The following is a 14,058-nucleotide window of genomic DNA, read 5'->3' as shown; positions in this document are numbered from 1 at the left end:
TATTCATATACAGTATCGTGCATGCCTGATTCTTTCCAGCACCTCCGGTCAGCGGCCCCTCACTTCAGCCCGTGCCAACGCAGGTAAGGCAGCTGGCTCGCTTGCCGGCCAAGGAAAACCTCGATGCCTTCACGCAACGGGCGCGATGCTCCCGGGGCAAGCAGCGTCTCCTGCAGCGCCCTGCCTGTGGCCCGATCCAGCAGGCCTTGGGCCTCGAAGCGGGTGAACAGGTCGAAGGCGTGCACATCTGACCATAGATAGGCGTAATAGCCGGCGTCGTAGCCGTTCACCAGATGGTCGAAGGCATGCGCCGGGTGTTCGAAGTCGGCCAGGGGCCAGTAGCCACAACACTCACGGGCGTCGCCCAGGCGCTGCTCAAGGGACCGGCCATCATTCGGCGTGCCATGCAGGTCCAGGTCGAACAGTGCCAGGCTCAGATCGCGCGCGGTTTCCTCCACGCCTTGCTGCCGCAAGCGACGCAGGCACTCATCGACCCGCGCCCGGGTAAGCTGGCTGCCATCGCGCTGGTGCGACGAGATCGCCACCAGGTAATCCGCGTCCCAGACCCAGCGCTCGAACAGCTTGCCGAACAACTCCACGCCATCGGTGCCGAGTTCGGTGACGTTGGACATCACGTGGTTGGTCGTGCGCACCAGCAAGTGGTGCAAGGCATGGCCAAACTCATGGAACAGCTTGCGCAGTGACAGATGGTCCAGCAACGGCTGGCTACCCGGCAGCGCTGCTGGCACGTCGCTGTAGACCACCACCGAGGCCGCCTGGTAGATCCCCTCGGCATCGACCCGGCGGTTGCGAATGTAGGTAGTGAACACCGAGTCAGGCTGCTTGCCGGCATGCTGTACGGCGTCCAGGTAGAGGAAACCGATCAAGGCGTTGTCCTGCCACACCTCGAACGGTTGCACACTGTCATCCCAGGTTGCCAGCGGCCTGGCCTGCAGCGTCACGCCAAACAGCTTCTCCGCCAGTTGCTGCAACGCGCCTACCACAGCATTCAGCGGGAAGTATTCGCGCAAGGCTTCGGTGGAAAGCACCGAGCGCGACGAGGCCTGCAGGTAGGCAATGTCCCAGGGTTGGACGTTCCCCAGCCCCTTGGCTGCGGCCTGGCGCTGCATATCTGCGCGCCGCTGCAACATGGCCGGCCGTACATGGTCGGCCAGGTCATGAAGAAAGCCGTGCACCTGGGCAACCGAACCCGCGCTCTTCACATGCAGGCTCTGCTCCAGATGGCTGGCAAAGCCGAGCAGGTGGGCCTTTTCTTCCAGCAGCCTCGCCAGTTGCTCCAGGTGCGAGCGGTTGTCCTGCTGCAGGCCAAGGCCGACGCCTCGGGTGTTATAAGCCCGGTACACACGCTCACGCAGCTGCCGGTTGTCAGCATGCTTGAGCACGGCATCGGTGGTCACGCTTTCACACGCAATCAACCAGCCGGGTTTACCCGACTCCCGTGCCCTTGTAGCCAGCTCGTCACGGATACGTTGAGGTACACCGCTCAGTTCGGATTCATCCGTGACGCTCAGCCCTGGCCGGTTGATGTTGCTGCGAAACGCCTCGCGCGCAGCGCTAATCTGTTTCAGGAGTTCGGCCAGGCGTACCTTGCCTGCAGGGGCGAGCGATGCACCACTGGCGGTGAACTTGTCCAGATGCCAGCGCAACGTGGCGCGTTTCTGGGCATCCAGTTGCTTGCCGATGTCGCTGTTGGCCAAGCGCTCATACAGGGCCTGCAGTGCGGCGTTGGTGAACTTCTGTTCGAACCGCTCCGTGGCCTTGGCGAAGAACTCGATAATGGCCGCGGCCCAGGCTTCATCCCGATCAACCAATGGCGAGGCAGCGTACAACACCGCCAGCAGCTGGCTATCCAGCCCGTCCACCGCCAGCACCATGTCATCCCAGGTTGGCATGGCCTGCTGATCGAGGAGGATGCGTTCGATGCCTTGCTCGTGCGCCAACAGCACGTGTTCAAAGGCAACTTGCATGTTTTCAATGGTGATCGCCGGATAATCGACGGGGATATGGCTATTTTGCAGAAGTGGGTTGTCCATGGCGCAACACCTTGCTCGTAGAAAAGAGCAGGCGAGCTTGCATGGCCAGCGTGCAGCAGGTGGCCTGACTATCTACCACCCGGGCACGGCGCCCGGGCGGCACGACGGCTTTATTCAGCCGGCTTCTTCAGCTTCGGGTTGGGGAAGAACTGCACCGTCTGTACCTTGGCCGGCGCGGCTTTCGGTTCCAGATGGTTGACCCGGGTGCCGAGTTCCTTCGGCACCGACAAGCCCTGCTCGTTGAGGGTGTCGGTAAAGCCGCAGGCCACGCACTCGCGGTGTGGTACGCCGTCTTCGTTCCACATCATCAACTTGTCGCTCTCGCTGCACGCCGGGCATACCGCCCCGGCAATGAAGCGTTTCTTGGTCTTGTTCACGGCTACCTCGCTCATGCTGCAGCGTCCTCGCTCAGGCCACTATGGCGCAGCAAGGCATCAATGGAAGGCTCACGGCCACGGAAGTCGACGAACAGCTCCATCGGCTCGCGCGAGCCACCGCGTGCCAGTATCGCCTCGCGGAAGGCGCGACCGGTCTCGGCGTTCAGCACGCCTTCTTCCTCGAAGCGCGAGAAGGCGTCAGCCGACAGTACCTCGGCCCATTTGTAGCTGTAGTAGCCCGCCGCGTAACCACCAGCAAAGATGTGCGCAAAGCTGTTGGGGAAGCGGTTGTACGCCGGTGGGCGTATGACCGACACCTCGTCGCGTACGCCTTCGAGCACCTGCAGCACGCTGCGGCCGTCACCATGGGTGGCATGCAGCTCGAAGTCGAACAGCGAGAACTCCAGCTGACGCACCATCATCATGCCCGACTGGAAGTTCTTCGCCGCCAGCATCTTGTCCAGCAGGTCCTGGGGCAGGGGTGCGCCGGTTTCGTAGTGGGCGGAGATCAGGGCCAGGCCTTCCGGCTCCCAGCACCAGTTTTCCATGAACTGGCTCGGCAGTTCGACCGCGTCCCAGGCCACGCCGTTGATGCCGGATACACCAGCATGCTCGATGCGGGTCAGCATGTGGTGCAGGCCATGGCCGAACTCATGGAACAAGGTGGTGACTTCATCGTGGGTCAACAGCGCCGGCTTGCCGGGCGCGGCCGGGGTGAAGTTGCACACAAGGTTGGCCACCGGGCTCTGCAGCTGGCCAGCTGCGGTGCGGCGACGGTCACGCGCGCCATCCATCCAGGCGCCGCCACGCTTGTTGGCGCGGGCGTAGAGGTCGAAGAAGAAGCGGCCGACGTGCTGGCCGTTTTCCTTGATCTCGAACAGGCGCACGTCCGGGTGCCAGCTGTCGAAGCCCTTGAGCTCGGCGATTTCGATACCGTACAGGCGCTGCACGATGCTGAACAGGCCGTTCAACACCTTGTCGATCGGGAAGTAGGCGCGCAGCGCTTCCTGCGACACGCTGTAGCGCTGCTCGCGCAGCTTCTCGCCGAAGTAGCCGGCGTCCCAGCTGGCCAGCTCAGGGCAGCCCTGCTCCGCGGCGTAGGCCTTGAGCTGCTCCAGATCCAGGGCAGCGAACGGCTTGGAACGCTTGGCCAGGTCGCGCAGGAAACTCAGCACCTGGTCGCTGGACTCGGCCATCTTGGTGGCCAGGCTCAGCTCGGCGTAGTTCTTGTAGCCCAGCAGTTCGGCCAGCTCCTGGCGCAGGCCGAGGATTTCCTGCATCACCGGGCCGTTGTCGAACTGGCCAGCATTCGGGCCCTGGTCCGAGGCACGGGTGCAGTAGGCGGCGTAAAGCTCTTCGCGCAGGGCACGGTCGCTGGCGTAGGTCATTACCGCGTAGTAGCTGGGGAATTCCAGGGTGATCAGCCAGCCGTCGAGGCCCTTGGCCTGGGCGGCGGCGGCCATCTGCGCCTTGGCCGAATCGGTCAGGCCGGCCAGCGCGGCTTCGTCGGTAACGTGCTTGGTCCAGGCCTGGGTGGCGTCGAGCAGCTGGTTGGAGAAACGGCTGCCCAGCTCGCTGAGCTTGCTCTGCACTTCGGCGTAGCGCTGCTGTTTATCAGCCGGCAGGTCGATACCCGACAGGCGGAAGTCACGCAGGGCATGCTCGAGGATAGTCTTTTGCGCCGCGTCGAAGCCGGCGGCCTCCGGGCTGTCGATCAGCGCCTGGTAGGCTTCGAACAGCGCACGGTTCTGGCCCAGTTCGGTAGAGTAGGCGCTCAGCGCCGGCAGGCACGACTCGTAGGCTTCGCGCAGTTCCGCGCTGTTGCACACCGCATTGAGGTGGCTGACCGGGCTCCAGGCGGCGCCCAGGCGGTCGTTCAGTTCGTCCATGGCCAGCACCAGGCCGGCCCAGGTCGGGTTCTTGCCCTGCTTTTCGAGGATCTCGGCAATGGCTTTACGGTTGTCGGCCAGGATCGCTTCGATCGCCGGCAACACGTGTTCGGCACGGATTTGCGAGAAGGGCGGCAGATCGTAGGACTGCAGAAGCGGGTTGTTCGCACTCACGGTTTGGATACCTTGGCAGAAGAAACACTGCCCCATCTTAATTACAATCGACGCCGACCGCAGCAGGCAGCCTGCCTATCGGCACAGATGAGAGACGCTATCATGGCCATCCGAAGCTTCCAGCAACACACTCCGAAAGTTGGGCCCAGGGCCTTCGTCGACCGGTCGGCGGTAGTGCTGGGCGACGTGGAAATCGGTGAAGACAGCTCGGTCTGGCCGTTGACCGTGGTACGCGGCGACATGCACCGCATCCGCATCGGCGCGCGCACCAGCGTGCAGGACGGCAGCGTGCTGCACATCACCCACGCAGGTCCCTTCAACCCGGACGGTTTCCCGCTGATCATCGGCGACGAAGTGACCATCGGCCACAAGGTCATGCTGCATGGCTGCACCCTGGGCAACCGCATCCTGGTCGGCATGGGCAGCACCATCATGGACGGCGCCATCGTCGAGGACGAAGTGATCATTGGCGCCGGTAGCCTGGTGCCGCCAGGCAAGCGCCTGGCCAGTGGCTACCTGTACATGGGCAGCCCGGTGAAACAGGCCCGGCTGCTGAACGACCAGGAACACGCATTCTTCGCCTACAGCGCCAGCAACTACGTGAAGCTCAAGGACCAGCACCTGGCCGAAGGCTACGACCAACCTGAATGACCGCATTCGCGGGTAAACCCGCTCCCACAGGTACGGCGCCGGCCTTAGGCCCTGTGATATCCCTGTGGGAGCGGGTTTACCCGCGAAGAAGACCACGCAGCACTCAAGTGGAACTCAGTAAATGCACCAGCAAAACATCCTGTTCGACCTCGACGGCACCCTGACCGACCCTCGCCTGGGCATCACCCGCTCGATCCAGTACGCCCTGGCCAAACTGGGCATCGACGAGCCGGACCTCACCCGCCTCGAACACTTCATCGGCCCACCCCTGCTGCAGGCCTTCATGCAGTTCTACAGCTTCGACGAAGCCAAGGCCTGGGATGCGGTGAACTTCTATAGGGAACGCTTCAGCGTCACCGGCCTGTACGAAAACCTGGTGTTCGACGGTGTACCGGAGCTGCTCGAGGCCCTGAACGGCCAAGGCCGCACGCTGTACATCGCCACCTCCAAGCCGTGGGAGTTCGCCCGTGAAATCGCCCGGCACTTCGCCTTTGACCACCACTTCAAGGTGATCTACGGCAGTGAGCTGGACGGCACGCGCACCAACAAAGTCGAGCTGATTCGCCATCTGCTTGATGAAGAAGGGCTGGACCCGGCGCAGACCCTGATGATCGGCGACCGCAAGCATGACCTGATCGGTGCGCGCAGCAATGGTTTGCAGGCAGTGGCGGTGGGGTATGGGTTTGGTAGCCAGGAGGAGTTGATGGCGGAAGAACCGGCATTCCACTTTGCTACCTTGGCCGAGATGCATCAGGCATTTCTCAAGGCTTGATGGCCATTGGGGCTGCCTCGCAGCCCCAAAATCTCACCGGCTAACCATCAAGCGCCGCAACGCCGCCTTCCTCTCTTCGATCGGCAACCGCCCCAACTGCTCCACCCTCTGATAAAACCGCGCCCAATCCCCACCTACTTCGCGGAACACCGCCGCAAACGCCGGCACCCACTGGTCATACAGCCCGAACGGCAACAACTTGGCATTGTTCATCGGCCCATACATCCAGGCGTCATAACGCTTGTCGCCCCCCCACTGGCCATCCCGCAGCTGCCGGTATTCACGCCGCAAGCGCTCAAACTCCTCCTGCTTGGCCGCCCGCTTCTGCACATCATCCAGAGGCCCGGCATATATCGCCTGCAGCCGCTCGCGGCTGGCCAGCACCAACCGAATGAACTGCTCACGCTGCTGCCCCTGCTTCCCCCCAACCGCAGCAAGCCCACGCGCCACGCGCCATTGCCGCGTGCCTTCCTGCTCGACGAAGGAGGCAAACGACTCGTTGAACTCGGTGTCGTCCTGCACATAGAAGCGCTGGTGGGCGAGCTCATGGAAGATCAGCGTGGCCAGGCGCTCGTCGCTCCAGCCCACCATCGACGACAGGATCGGGTCGTCGAACCAGCCCAGGGTCGAATAGGCCTCCACACCGCCCACGTATGCATCCATGCCTTCCTGGCGCATCAACGCCGCCGCCCCACGCGCTGCGCCTTGCTGGTAATAGCCGCGATAGGCCACACACCCCGCGATCGGGAAGCAGTGAGTCACCGGCTGCAACGACAGCTCGGGGGTGGCGAACACATTCCACACCACGTAGGGCCGGCCAAGGTCGGCATACACCCGGTAGCTGCGGTTGTCCGGCAGCTTCAGCTGCTGGCTGGCAAATACCCGTGCCTGACTGGCATGTTCCAGGCGCGCGCGCAATTGCGCGGAGGTGGCCGGGTCGGCCACTACCTGCTCCACCGGCTGCCGTGCGCGCAGCAGCTGCCACTGGCCCTCGGCCAACTGCCCATAGTAGGCGGCGCTGCTGCAACCGTTCAGCAGGAGCACCGCCAGCAGCGGAACCAAACGGGTGAAAACAAGGTCGAGTGGCCCAGGACCTGAGCGCTGCATAAGAATAAGTCGAAGCATCCGGGACTGTCTGACTCGCTCAAGGCCGATTCACTCCAAGACTATCTCGCCAAGGGGGCGTTTCGCCATGCGTGCACTATTGGTCATCGGCTCACTGCTGTTGATATCCGCCTGTTCGACCTTGCCAGACCCAGACCCGAACCAGGCCTGGATCGACCTCACGCCCTACGACAACACCTCGCTGCACGCCGTGCAGGTAGATGAACGCGACTGGGCCGACAGCCGCTATTTCGAAGTACAGCCCGGCAGCCACGAGCTGACCGTGCGCTACCAGTTTCCGGTTACTCCCAGCAATATCGGCCCAGTCAAGGAGCCGTTGTGGCGTGATTGCCAGGTCAAGCTGACCTTCAAGGATTTCAGTGCCGGCCAGCGCTACCAGATGCAGGCTGGCAGCATCGGTTTCCGCCCCTGGATCAAACTCTACGACCATCAGCAGAAACTGGTTGGCCAGGGCTTGCCTGCAGGCTGCCAGCGCACCTGAACCGCACAAACGGCGCTATGCTTGTAGCGTGTAAACCGCAAGTGGAGACTTGCCATGCGCCAGCCCATGATGCTGATCGCCCTCAGTGCACTGGGGGCCTGCGCTAGCCCCTTGCCCCCCGTCGACCCCAAACAGGCCTGGGTCGACCTGTACACCATGACTCCCGGCAGGACGATCATGGCCGACCGCCTCGATGGCCAGCGCCTGGAGGATGGCCGTTACTTCCAGGTGACGCCGGGCAAGCACGAACTGGTAGTGCGCTTCGATTATGAGATCTACGGGGGCGGCCCCATGACCCAACCCAGGGACCGTACCTGCTACCTGACCGTACGCTTTGACAACTTCCGGGCCGGTGAACGCTACCGCCTGGAGGCTCGGGCGCCGGTGATGGAGCCGCAGGTGCTGCTGTATGACGGCAGCCGCAAGGTAGTGGTGAACGAGCCTAGCGAGGTGTTCTGCATTCCGTGACCTGGGGCTGCCTTGCAGCCCCGGGCTCTAGAACTTACTGATCATTCTTCTGATAAATGATCTTCTTGGATCCACCATCGCAGGTCCCGACGACCATGTTCTGGTCCTTGACCTCGCTGTTGGGCACGATTTCCAGGGTATAGGACGAAACCCCTTGGGCCTGGATCTTGGCCTCGATCTCGGCTTTGAGCTCCTCGCACGGCTTGACCGCCGCCAGCGCAGATGTGGCGACCAGGGAAGCCAACACGGCGAATGCTACGCGAATCATGAAACGGCTCCTGAAAGGGCAGCGTGCTGCCGACGCTGTTTAGACTACAGCAAACCGCTCTCATTGCACCGATTCCCTCAATCAGAGGCCAGCCGCCTACGGCAAGTTCATAATCGCAAGGCGAGCATTGAATCCGTCGAATGTGCCCATACAGAGTTGAAAAGGCCTATGGCCAAACACCTTTGCGGAGGCTCCATGACGCAGCTGCGTGACCTGAAGATTTCCACCCTCGACCTGGTACCGGTACGCGCCGACGCCGGCCCTGCGCAGTCGCTGCGCAACTCGCTGGACCTGGCGCAGCACGTCGAGCGCTTTGGCTACAACCGCTTCTGGGTGGCCGAGCACCACAACATGGACGGCATCGCCAGTTCGGCGACTGCGGTGCTGATCGGCTACCTGGCCGGTGGTACCTCGACCATTCGCGTGGGCTCTGGCGGGGTCATGCTGCCCAACCATGCGCCGCTGGTGATCGCCGAGCAGTTCGGCACCCTGGCCAGCCTGTACCCGGGGCGCATCGACCTTGGCCTGGGCCGCGCGCCGGGTTCCGACCAGATGACCGCCTACGCCCTGCGCCGCGACCGCGCCGGCGGCCCGGATGACTTCCCGGACGATGTCGAGGAACTGTCACGCTACCTCGGCCCGCGTACTGATGATCAAAAAGTGATCGCAGTGCCAGGGCACGACACCGAGGTGCCGATGTGGCTGCTCGGCTCCAGCCTGTTCAGCGCCCAACTGGCCGGCATGCGCGGCATGCCTTACGCCTTCGCCTCGCACTTTGCGCCGCGCTACATGCACGAAGCGATCCGCGTGTACCGCAACCACTTCAAGCCCTCCACCATGCTGGACAGGCCGTATGTGATGCTGGGCATCCCAATGGTGGTGGCGCAAACCGATGAAAAGGCCGAGTACCTGGCCACTTCGGTGTACCAGCGCATCCTCGCCCTAATTCGCGGGCAGAGCCTGATGCAGAAGCCGCCGGTGGAAAGCATGGATGGGCTGTGGCTACCCCATGAGCGGGATGCGGTGGGCAGCTTCCTCGGCCTGGCGATGATCGGCAGCCCGCAGAAGGTGCGGGCCAAGGTGGAAGTGCTGCTGGAGCAGACCGGCGCCGATGAGCTGATCTTTACCTGTGATCTGTATGAGCATGCGGACCGGATCCGGTCCTATGAACTGATGGCGCAGGCTCTCAAGACTGAGTGACCTTCTTCGCGGGTAAACCCGCTCCCACAGGGGTATCACAGGGCCTGAGACCGGCACCGTACCTGTGGGAGCGGGTTCACCCGCGAAGAATCCAACCCGTTAACCGCGACGGTACACAATTTCCTTGGTACCAGCCTCGCAACTACCAATTACCTTGCCTGCCGGGTCGCCCTTGTCGACGATCTCCAGCTTGTAGCCGGTGACCCCCTTGGCATCCAGCTTCGCCGCAATCTCCGCCTTGAGCTCCTCGCACGGCTTGCCCGCTGCCAGTGCACCACCCGCCAGGGTCATCAGGCCCAGCGCCAGAATCAGTTTGTTCATCACTCGCTTTCCTTGTGCAGATGAAATCAGAAAGGGCGCCCGCCAAGGCGCCCCCTTCCTGAATACCCCATCATGCCGGGCTCATCCAGCCCGACGGTGTTTCAGCTGTTGGCAATACGGAAGCCGACCTTCAGCGTGACCTGGAAGTGCGCCGCCTTGTTGTCACGGATATGACCACGGGTATCTATCACCTCGAACCACTCCAGGTGCTTGATGCTCTTGCCGGCTTCGGCCAGGGCATTGTTGATCGCCTCTTCGATGCTGGTGGTCGACGACCCCACCAGTTCGATCTTCTTGTAAGTGTGATGGTCGGTCATGAGCGCTCTCCTTGGATAACGGTGAGATTCAGCCTAGCAGCGCAGGCCGGGTTTACCTGCGAGCTGTCACCGCTGGTGAAAATTCGATCGCACTTTCGCTTCACCAGGCAGTCGCAACCTCTACAGCCCACAACGCGAAGGAGAGTCAACATGCACCGCAATTCGCTGCGTAAAACGTCCCTGGAAAGCATGGAAGCCGAAATCGAGAGCCTTCTGAAGACCCTGGAGAACCTCAAGCATGATGCTTCCGAAGAATCCCAGAAGTCGGTGAAGGCCATCCGCAGCAACGCCGAAAGCGCCCTCCGCCATTCCCGTAGCCTGCTGAGCGATGCCTACGAAGAAGTGAAACACCGTACCCGCCAGACCGGCATCGCCACCCGTGATTACGCTCAGGAACACCCCTACACCACGGCGGGTGTTGCTATTGGTGCACTGGGCCTTCTGGCAGCCTACCTGCTGTGCAAGCGCAACTAGACTAGGCGCCCTGCCGCGCCAGCTCCGCCCGTAACCACTGCGCCAGCTGCTCGGCGCGCCCGTCCGCGGCGCGCCGGGGCACCCACAGTGCCAGCGCTGCCGGGGTAGGTGAAAAGCCCCACGGCGCACTCAAACGGCCCGCCCGCAGGTCATCGGCAACCAGCGGCTGCGGTGCAATCGCCACACCCAGCCCGGCCACGGCCGCTTCCAGCAGGTAATACAGGTGCTCGAAAGCCTGGCCATAGTGGAGGGCCGCCGGCTCCAACCCCTGCTCCAGCGCCCAGGTCGGCCAGGCCTGCGGGCGCGAGGTGGTGTGTAGCAAGGCCTCGCCCAGCAAGGCCTTGGCCGGTGCGCCCTGCAAGCGCTCGAAACCGGCGAAATGCGGGCTGAGCACCGGCCCGATGCGTTCCTCGGCCAGCACATGCACCTGCATGTCCGCCGGCCACGGTGGCTCGGCATATACCAACAGCGCATCCAGCCCCGGCCGCCGCGGGTCGAGGTCGCCTTCGCCCGCCGACAGGTGCAGGCGCAGTTCTGGCAAGTCCGCCTGCAGCCGCCCCAACCGCGGGATGAACCAGCGCGCCAGCAGGCTGCCCGAGCAGCCCAGCACGAACGGCGCCTCGCTGACATCGTGGCTGAGCTCGGCACACACGCTGCGCAGCCGGTCGAAGGCTTCGCCACTGGCATCGCGCAGACGCACGCCGGCATCTGTGAGTTTGATGCCGCGCCCGTCCTTGACGAACAGCGCTACGCCCAGGTGCTCTTCGAGTACCTTGATCTGCCGGCTGACGGCGCCATGGGTGACGTGCAGCGCTTCGGCCGCCTGGCTGACGCTATTGAGCCGTGCGGTGGCCTCGAAGGCCCGCAGGGCGTTGAGGGGAGGGAGGTCGTGGGCCATATTACCTGTGAGTTTTTCTGACAAGTTTGCGCAATCTTATCGGTTTTCAGCCGGGCTTGCCGTGGTTAGAGTAAAGCCCATCACTCATCCATTACGCCCTGGAGCGCCCCATGACCCAGTCCCAATACCGCCCCGGCCCCGACGCCAACGGCCTGTTCGGCTCGTTCGGCGGCCGCTACGTGGCCGAAACCCTGATGCCACTGGTGCTGGACCTGGCCCGCGAATACGAAGCGGCCAAGGCAGACCCCAAGTTCCTTGAAGAGCTGGCCTACTTCCAGCGCGACTACATCGGCCGCCCCAACCCACTGTACTTCGCCGAGCGCCTGACCGAGCACTGCGGTGGCGCGAAGATCTTCTTCAAGCGTGAAGAGCTCAACCACACCGGCGCGCACAAGGTGAACAACTGCATCGGCCAGGTGCTGCTGGCCAAGCGCATGGGCAAGAAGCGCCTGATCGCCGAAACCGGCGCCGGCATGCACGGTGTGGCCACTGCCACCGTTGCCGCGCGCTTCGGCCTGCCTTGCGTGATCTACATGGGCGCCACCGACATCGAGCGCCAGCAGGCCAACGTGTTCCGCATGAAGCTGCTGGGCGCCGAGATCGTCCCGGTCACCGCCGGCACCGGCACCCTGAAGGACGCCATGAACGAGGCCCTGCGCGACTGGGTCACCAACGTCGACGACACCTTCTACCTGATCGGCACCGTGGCCGGCCCGCACCCGTACCCGGCCATGGTCCGCGACTTCCAGTCGATCATCGGCAAGGAAACCCGCGCCCAGCTGCAGGAGAAGGAAGGCCGCCTGCCAGACAGCCTGGTAGCCTGCGTCGGCGGCGGCTCCAATGCCATGGGCCTGTTCCATGAGTTCCTCGAAGAGCCAAGCGTGCAGATCATCGGCGTCGAAGCCGGTGGCCACGGCGTGCACACCGACAAGCACGCCGCCAGCCTGAACGGTGGCGTACCGGGCGTGCTGCACGGCAACCGCACCTACCTGCTGCAGGACGAAGACGGCCAGATCACCGACGCCCACTCGATTTCCGCCGGCCTGGACTACCCGGGCATCGGCCCGGAGCACGCCTACCTGCACGAAGTGAAGCGGGTCGAGTACGTCAGCATCACCGACGACGAAGCGCTGGATGCGTTCCACGCCACCTGCCGCCTGGAAGGCATCATCCCGGCCCTGGAAAGCTCCCACGCCCTGGCCGAGGCAATCAAGCGCGCACCGAAGCTGCCCAAGGACCACCTGATGGTCGTGTGCCTGTCGGGCCGCGGCGACAAAGACATGCAAACCGTCATGAACCACATGGCCGCCCAGGAGAAACAGGCATGAGCCGTCTTGAACAACGCTTCGCCGAGCTGAAGGCCGAAGGCCGCTCGGCACTGGTCACCTTCGTCACCGCGGGCGACCCGGGCTATGACGCCTCGCTGCAGATCCTCAAGGGCCTGCCGGCAGCCGGTGCCGACGTGATCGAACTGGGCATGCCGTTCACCGACCCGATGGCCGACGGCGTGGCCATCCAGCTGGCCACCCTGCGTGCTCTGGAAGCTGGCCAGACGCTGGCCAAGACCCTGCAGATGGTTCGCGAATTCCGTGTGGATAACCAGACCACACCGATCGTACTGATGGGCTACTACAACCCGATCCACCGCTTTGGCGTGGAAAAGTTCGTGGCCGAAGCCAAGCAAGCCGGCGTCGATGGCCTGATCATCGTCGACCTGCCGCCCGAGCATGATGCCGAGCTGGCGACCCCGGCCCAGGCCGCGGGTATCGACTTCATCCGCCTGACCACCCCGACCACCGACGACGCGCGCCTGCCGCGCGTGCTGGAGCGCAGCTCCGGGTTCGTCTACTACGTGTCGGTGGCCGGTGTGACCGGTGCTGGCTCGGCGACCACCGAGCACGTGACCGAAGCCATTGCCCGCCTGCGTCGGCATACTGATCTGCCGATCAGCGTTGGCTTTGGCATTCGTACGCCGGAGCAGGCTGCGGCCATTGCCCGCCTGTCGGACGGCGTGGTGGTGGGCTCGGCGCTGGTGGACAAGATTGCCCAGGCCAAGAGTGCCGAGCAGGCGGTGAACGATGTGCTGAGCCTGTGCTCGGCACTGGCTGACGGGGTGCGCGGCGCCCGCCGCTGATCCGCGTCGCCATCTTCGCGGGCACGCCTGCTCCCACAGGGACTACACAGATGCTGAAAACTGTGGAGGACCTGTGGGAGCGGGCGTGCCCGCGAAGAGGCCAGCACAGGCAATACAAAACTATCCCCCGAAAATCGACAAATCCAGCGACCGCACAGCCCCCATCCAGATCGCATGGTCCCGGTGGTCTGCCAGTTCATCCCCGGTCAGCGGGTGCATGAACACCACCAACCCCTTCCGATACAACGCCAACCAAGGCAACACCACCCCCACTACCTCCGGCCCGAACGCCAGCTGGCAGCTCCAGTCCGGGTGCGGCCCGACCGGTTGCTGGTGCATGCGCCCCATGGTCACGGGGAATAACCGCGAGGCCTCCTCGCACAGTTCACGGGCCTGCTCCATGGTCGCTGCGTCATAGTAGACGTGGGCGTGGTAACCCTTGATCCTCTGCACGA

17 protein-coding genes are annotated in these 14,058 nt (G+C 63.6%); 8 read left to right on the top strand and 9 right to left on the bottom strand.

Features of this window, described 5'->3' with window-relative positions; all coding sequences use genetic code 11:
- Nucleotides 1-59: 59 nt before the first annotated feature.
- The 3 genes from A4C63_RS08795 to prlC form a co-directional block, all read right to left on the bottom strand.
- A complete protein-coding gene (locus A4C63_RS08795; RefSeq protein WP_063912330.1) occupies nt 60-2,054 on the bottom strand; it encodes a M3 family metallopeptidase in 1,995 nt (664 codons plus the stop codon).
- A 110-nt stretch (nt 2,055-2,164) separates the two neighbouring features.
- On the bottom strand, nt 2,165-2,446 hold the full coding sequence (locus tag A4C63_RS08790; RefSeq protein ID WP_063912329.1) for a YheV family putative zinc ribbon protein: 282 nt from the start codon (nt 2,444-2,446) through the stop codon (nt 2,165-2,167).
- The gene (prlC, locus tag A4C63_RS08785; RefSeq protein ID WP_063912328.1) at nt 2,443-4,530 is read right to left on the bottom strand and encodes an oligopeptidase A; all 2,088 of its coding nucleotides are present in this window, start codon (nt 4,528-4,530) and stop codon (nt 2,443-2,445) included. Before prlC ends, A4C63_RS08790 begins: the two co-directional genes overlap by 4 nt.
- Nucleotides 4,531-4,596: 66 nt before the next feature.
- Between prlC and A4C63_RS08780 the strand changes: the two genes are divergently transcribed.
- Both A4C63_RS08780 and A4C63_RS08775 read left to right on the top strand, forming a co-directional pair.
- On the top strand, nt 4,597-5,145 hold the full coding sequence (locus A4C63_RS08780) for a gamma carbonic anhydrase family protein (RefSeq protein WP_063912327.1): 549 nt from the start codon (nt 4,597-4,599) through the stop codon (nt 5,143-5,145).
- 121 nt (nt 5,146-5,266) lie between these two features.
- The gene (locus A4C63_RS08775) at nt 5,267-5,917 is read left to right on the top strand and encodes an HAD family hydrolase (RefSeq protein ID WP_063912326.1); all 651 of its coding nucleotides are present in this window, start codon (nt 5,267-5,269) and stop codon (nt 5,915-5,917) included.
- Nucleotides 5,918-5,950: 33 nt separating this feature from the next.
- Here A4C63_RS08775 and A4C63_RS08770 read toward each other — a convergent pair whose 3' ends face one another.
- Complete coding sequence (locus A4C63_RS08770) at nt 5,951-7,024, bottom strand: aminopeptidase (protein WP_063912325.1); 1,074 nt, start codon at nt 7,022-7,024, stop codon at nt 5,951-5,953.
- An 85-nt stretch (nt 7,025-7,109) separates the two neighbouring features.
- On the opposite strand from A4C63_RS08770, the gene A4C63_RS08765 reads away from it, so the two are divergent.
- Complete coding sequence (locus A4C63_RS08765; protein ID WP_063912324.1) at nt 7,110-7,523, top strand: hypothetical protein; 414 nt, start codon at nt 7,110-7,112, stop codon at nt 7,521-7,523.
- 54 nt (nt 7,524-7,577) lie between these two features.
- Nucleotides 7,578-7,991 carry a hypothetical protein gene (locus A4C63_RS08760; RefSeq protein ID WP_063912323.1) on the top strand — a complete coding sequence of 138 codons (414 nt, stop codon included), beginning with the start codon at nt 7,578-7,580 and terminating at the stop codon, nt 7,989-7,991.
- 34 nt (nt 7,992-8,025) lie between these two features.
- Here the strand turns inward: A4C63_RS08760 and A4C63_RS08755 are convergent, their stop codons facing one another.
- Nucleotides 8,026-8,259, bottom strand: coding sequence for a DUF1161 domain-containing protein (locus tag A4C63_RS08755; RefSeq protein WP_063912322.1), 234 nt, complete (start codon nt 8,257-8,259; stop codon nt 8,026-8,028).
- Between the two features lie 195 nt (nt 8,260-8,454).
- On the opposite strand from A4C63_RS08755, the gene A4C63_RS08750 reads away from it, so the two are divergent.
- Nucleotides 8,455-9,459, top strand: a complete 1,005-nt coding sequence (locus tag A4C63_RS08750) for an LLM class flavin-dependent oxidoreductase (protein WP_063912321.1) — start codon at nt 8,455-8,457, stop codon at nt 9,457-9,459.
- A 99-nt stretch (nt 9,460-9,558) separates the two neighbouring features.
- On the opposite strand, the gene A4C63_RS08745 is transcribed toward A4C63_RS08750, so the two are convergent.
- Together A4C63_RS08745 and A4C63_RS08740 are read right to left on the bottom strand one after the other, a co-directional pair.
- Nucleotides 9,559-9,780: a DUF1161 domain-containing protein gene (locus A4C63_RS08745; protein ID WP_003261041.1), complete on the bottom strand. Its 222-nt coding sequence runs from the start codon at nt 9,778-9,780 to the stop codon at nt 9,559-9,561.
- Between the two features lie 101 nt (nt 9,781-9,881).
- Nucleotides 9,882-10,097: a dodecin gene (locus A4C63_RS08740; RefSeq protein WP_013970282.1), complete on the bottom strand. Its 216-nt coding sequence runs from the start codon at nt 10,095-10,097 to the stop codon at nt 9,882-9,884.
- Nucleotides 10,098-10,247: 150 nt separating this feature from the next.
- On the opposite strand from A4C63_RS08740, the gene A4C63_RS08735 reads away from it, so the two are divergent.
- Nucleotides 10,248-10,571: a YqjD family protein gene (locus tag A4C63_RS08735; protein WP_063912320.1), complete on the top strand. Its 324-nt coding sequence runs from the start codon at nt 10,248-10,250 to the stop codon at nt 10,569-10,571.
- Between the two features lies 1 nt (nt 10,572).
- Here the strand turns inward: A4C63_RS08735 and A4C63_RS08730 are convergent, their stop codons facing one another.
- Nucleotides 10,573-11,469: a LysR family transcriptional regulator gene (locus A4C63_RS08730; protein WP_063912319.1), complete on the bottom strand. Its 897-nt coding sequence runs from the start codon at nt 11,467-11,469 to the stop codon at nt 10,573-10,575.
- Between the two features lie 110 nt (nt 11,470-11,579).
- Here A4C63_RS08730 and trpB point away from each other — a divergent pair, with 110 nt between their 5' ends.
- A complete protein-coding gene (gene trpB, locus A4C63_RS08725) occupies nt 11,580-12,797 on the top strand; it encodes a tryptophan synthase subunit beta (RefSeq protein ID WP_063912318.1) in 1,218 nt (405 codons plus the stop codon).
- The gene (gene trpA, locus A4C63_RS08720) at nt 12,794-13,603 is read left to right on the top strand and encodes a tryptophan synthase subunit alpha (protein ID WP_063912317.1); all 810 of its coding nucleotides are present in this window, start codon (nt 12,794-12,796) and stop codon (nt 13,601-13,603) included. Before trpB ends, trpA begins: the two co-directional genes overlap by 4 nt.
- Nucleotides 13,604-13,723: 120 nt before the next feature.
- Here the strand turns inward: trpA and A4C63_RS08715 are convergent, their stop codons facing one another.
- Entirely contained in the window at nt 13,724-14,056 is a 333-nt protein-coding gene (locus A4C63_RS08715) for a DOPA 4,5-dioxygenase family protein (protein ID WP_063912316.1), read from the bottom strand.
- Between the last annotated feature and the right edge of the window lie 2 nt (nt 14,057-14,058).

The sequence above is a fragment of the Pseudomonas sp. p21 genome, assembly GCF_001642705.1.
Lineage (GTDB): Bacteria > Pseudomonadota > Gammaproteobacteria > Pseudomonadales > Pseudomonadaceae > Aquipseudomonas.
The sequence above is the reverse complement of the archived record's forward strand: the minus strand, read 5'-3'. Positions and strand labels throughout refer to the sequence as shown.

Coding starts and splice junctions, on each gene's coding strand:
- A4C63_RS08795 (WP_063912330.1), bottom strand. CDS start 2,054: ATGGACAACCCACTTCTGCAAAATAGCCATATCCCCGTCGATTATCCG.
- A4C63_RS08790 (WP_063912329.1), bottom strand. CDS start 2,446: ATGAGCGAGGTAGCCGTGAACAAGACCAAGAAACGCTTCATTGCCGGG.
- prlC (WP_063912328.1), bottom strand. CDS start 4,530: ATGGGGCAGTGTTTCTTCTGCCAAGGTATCCAAACCGTGAGTGCGAAC.
- A4C63_RS08780 (WP_063912327.1), top strand. CDS start 4,597: ATGGCCATCCGAAGCTTCCAGCAACACACTCCGAAAGTTGGGCCCAGG.
- A4C63_RS08775 (WP_063912326.1), top strand. CDS start 5,267: ATGCACCAGCAAAACATCCTGTTCGACCTCGACGGCACCCTGACCGAC.
- A4C63_RS08770 (WP_063912325.1), bottom strand. CDS start 7,024: ATGCAGCGCTCAGGTCCTGGGCCACTCGACCTTGTTTTCACCCGTTTG.
- A4C63_RS08765 (WP_063912324.1), top strand. CDS start 7,110: ATGCGTGCACTATTGGTCATCGGCTCACTGCTGTTGATATCCGCCTGT.
- A4C63_RS08760 (WP_063912323.1), top strand. CDS start 7,578: ATGCGCCAGCCCATGATGCTGATCGCCCTCAGTGCACTGGGGGCCTGC.
- A4C63_RS08755 (WP_063912322.1), bottom strand. CDS start 8,259: ATGATTCGCGTAGCATTCGCCGTGTTGGCTTCCCTGGTCGCCACATCT.
- A4C63_RS08750 (WP_063912321.1), top strand. CDS start 8,455: ATGACGCAGCTGCGTGACCTGAAGATTTCCACCCTCGACCTGGTACCG.
- A4C63_RS08745 (WP_003261041.1), bottom strand. CDS start 9,780: ATGAACAAACTGATTCTGGCGCTGGGCCTGATGACCCTGGCGGGTGGT.
- A4C63_RS08740 (WP_013970282.1), bottom strand. CDS start 10,097: ATGACCGACCATCACACTTACAAGAAGATCGAACTGGTGGGGTCGTCG.
- A4C63_RS08735 (WP_063912320.1), top strand. CDS start 10,248: ATGCACCGCAATTCGCTGCGTAAAACGTCCCTGGAAAGCATGGAAGCC.
- A4C63_RS08730 (WP_063912319.1), bottom strand. CDS start 11,469: ATGGCCCACGACCTCCCTCCCCTCAACGCCCTGCGGGCCTTCGAGGCC.
- trpB (WP_063912318.1), top strand. CDS start 11,580: ATGACCCAGTCCCAATACCGCCCCGGCCCCGACGCCAACGGCCTGTTC.
- trpA (WP_063912317.1), top strand. CDS start 12,794: ATGAGCCGTCTTGAACAACGCTTCGCCGAGCTGAAGGCCGAAGGCCGC.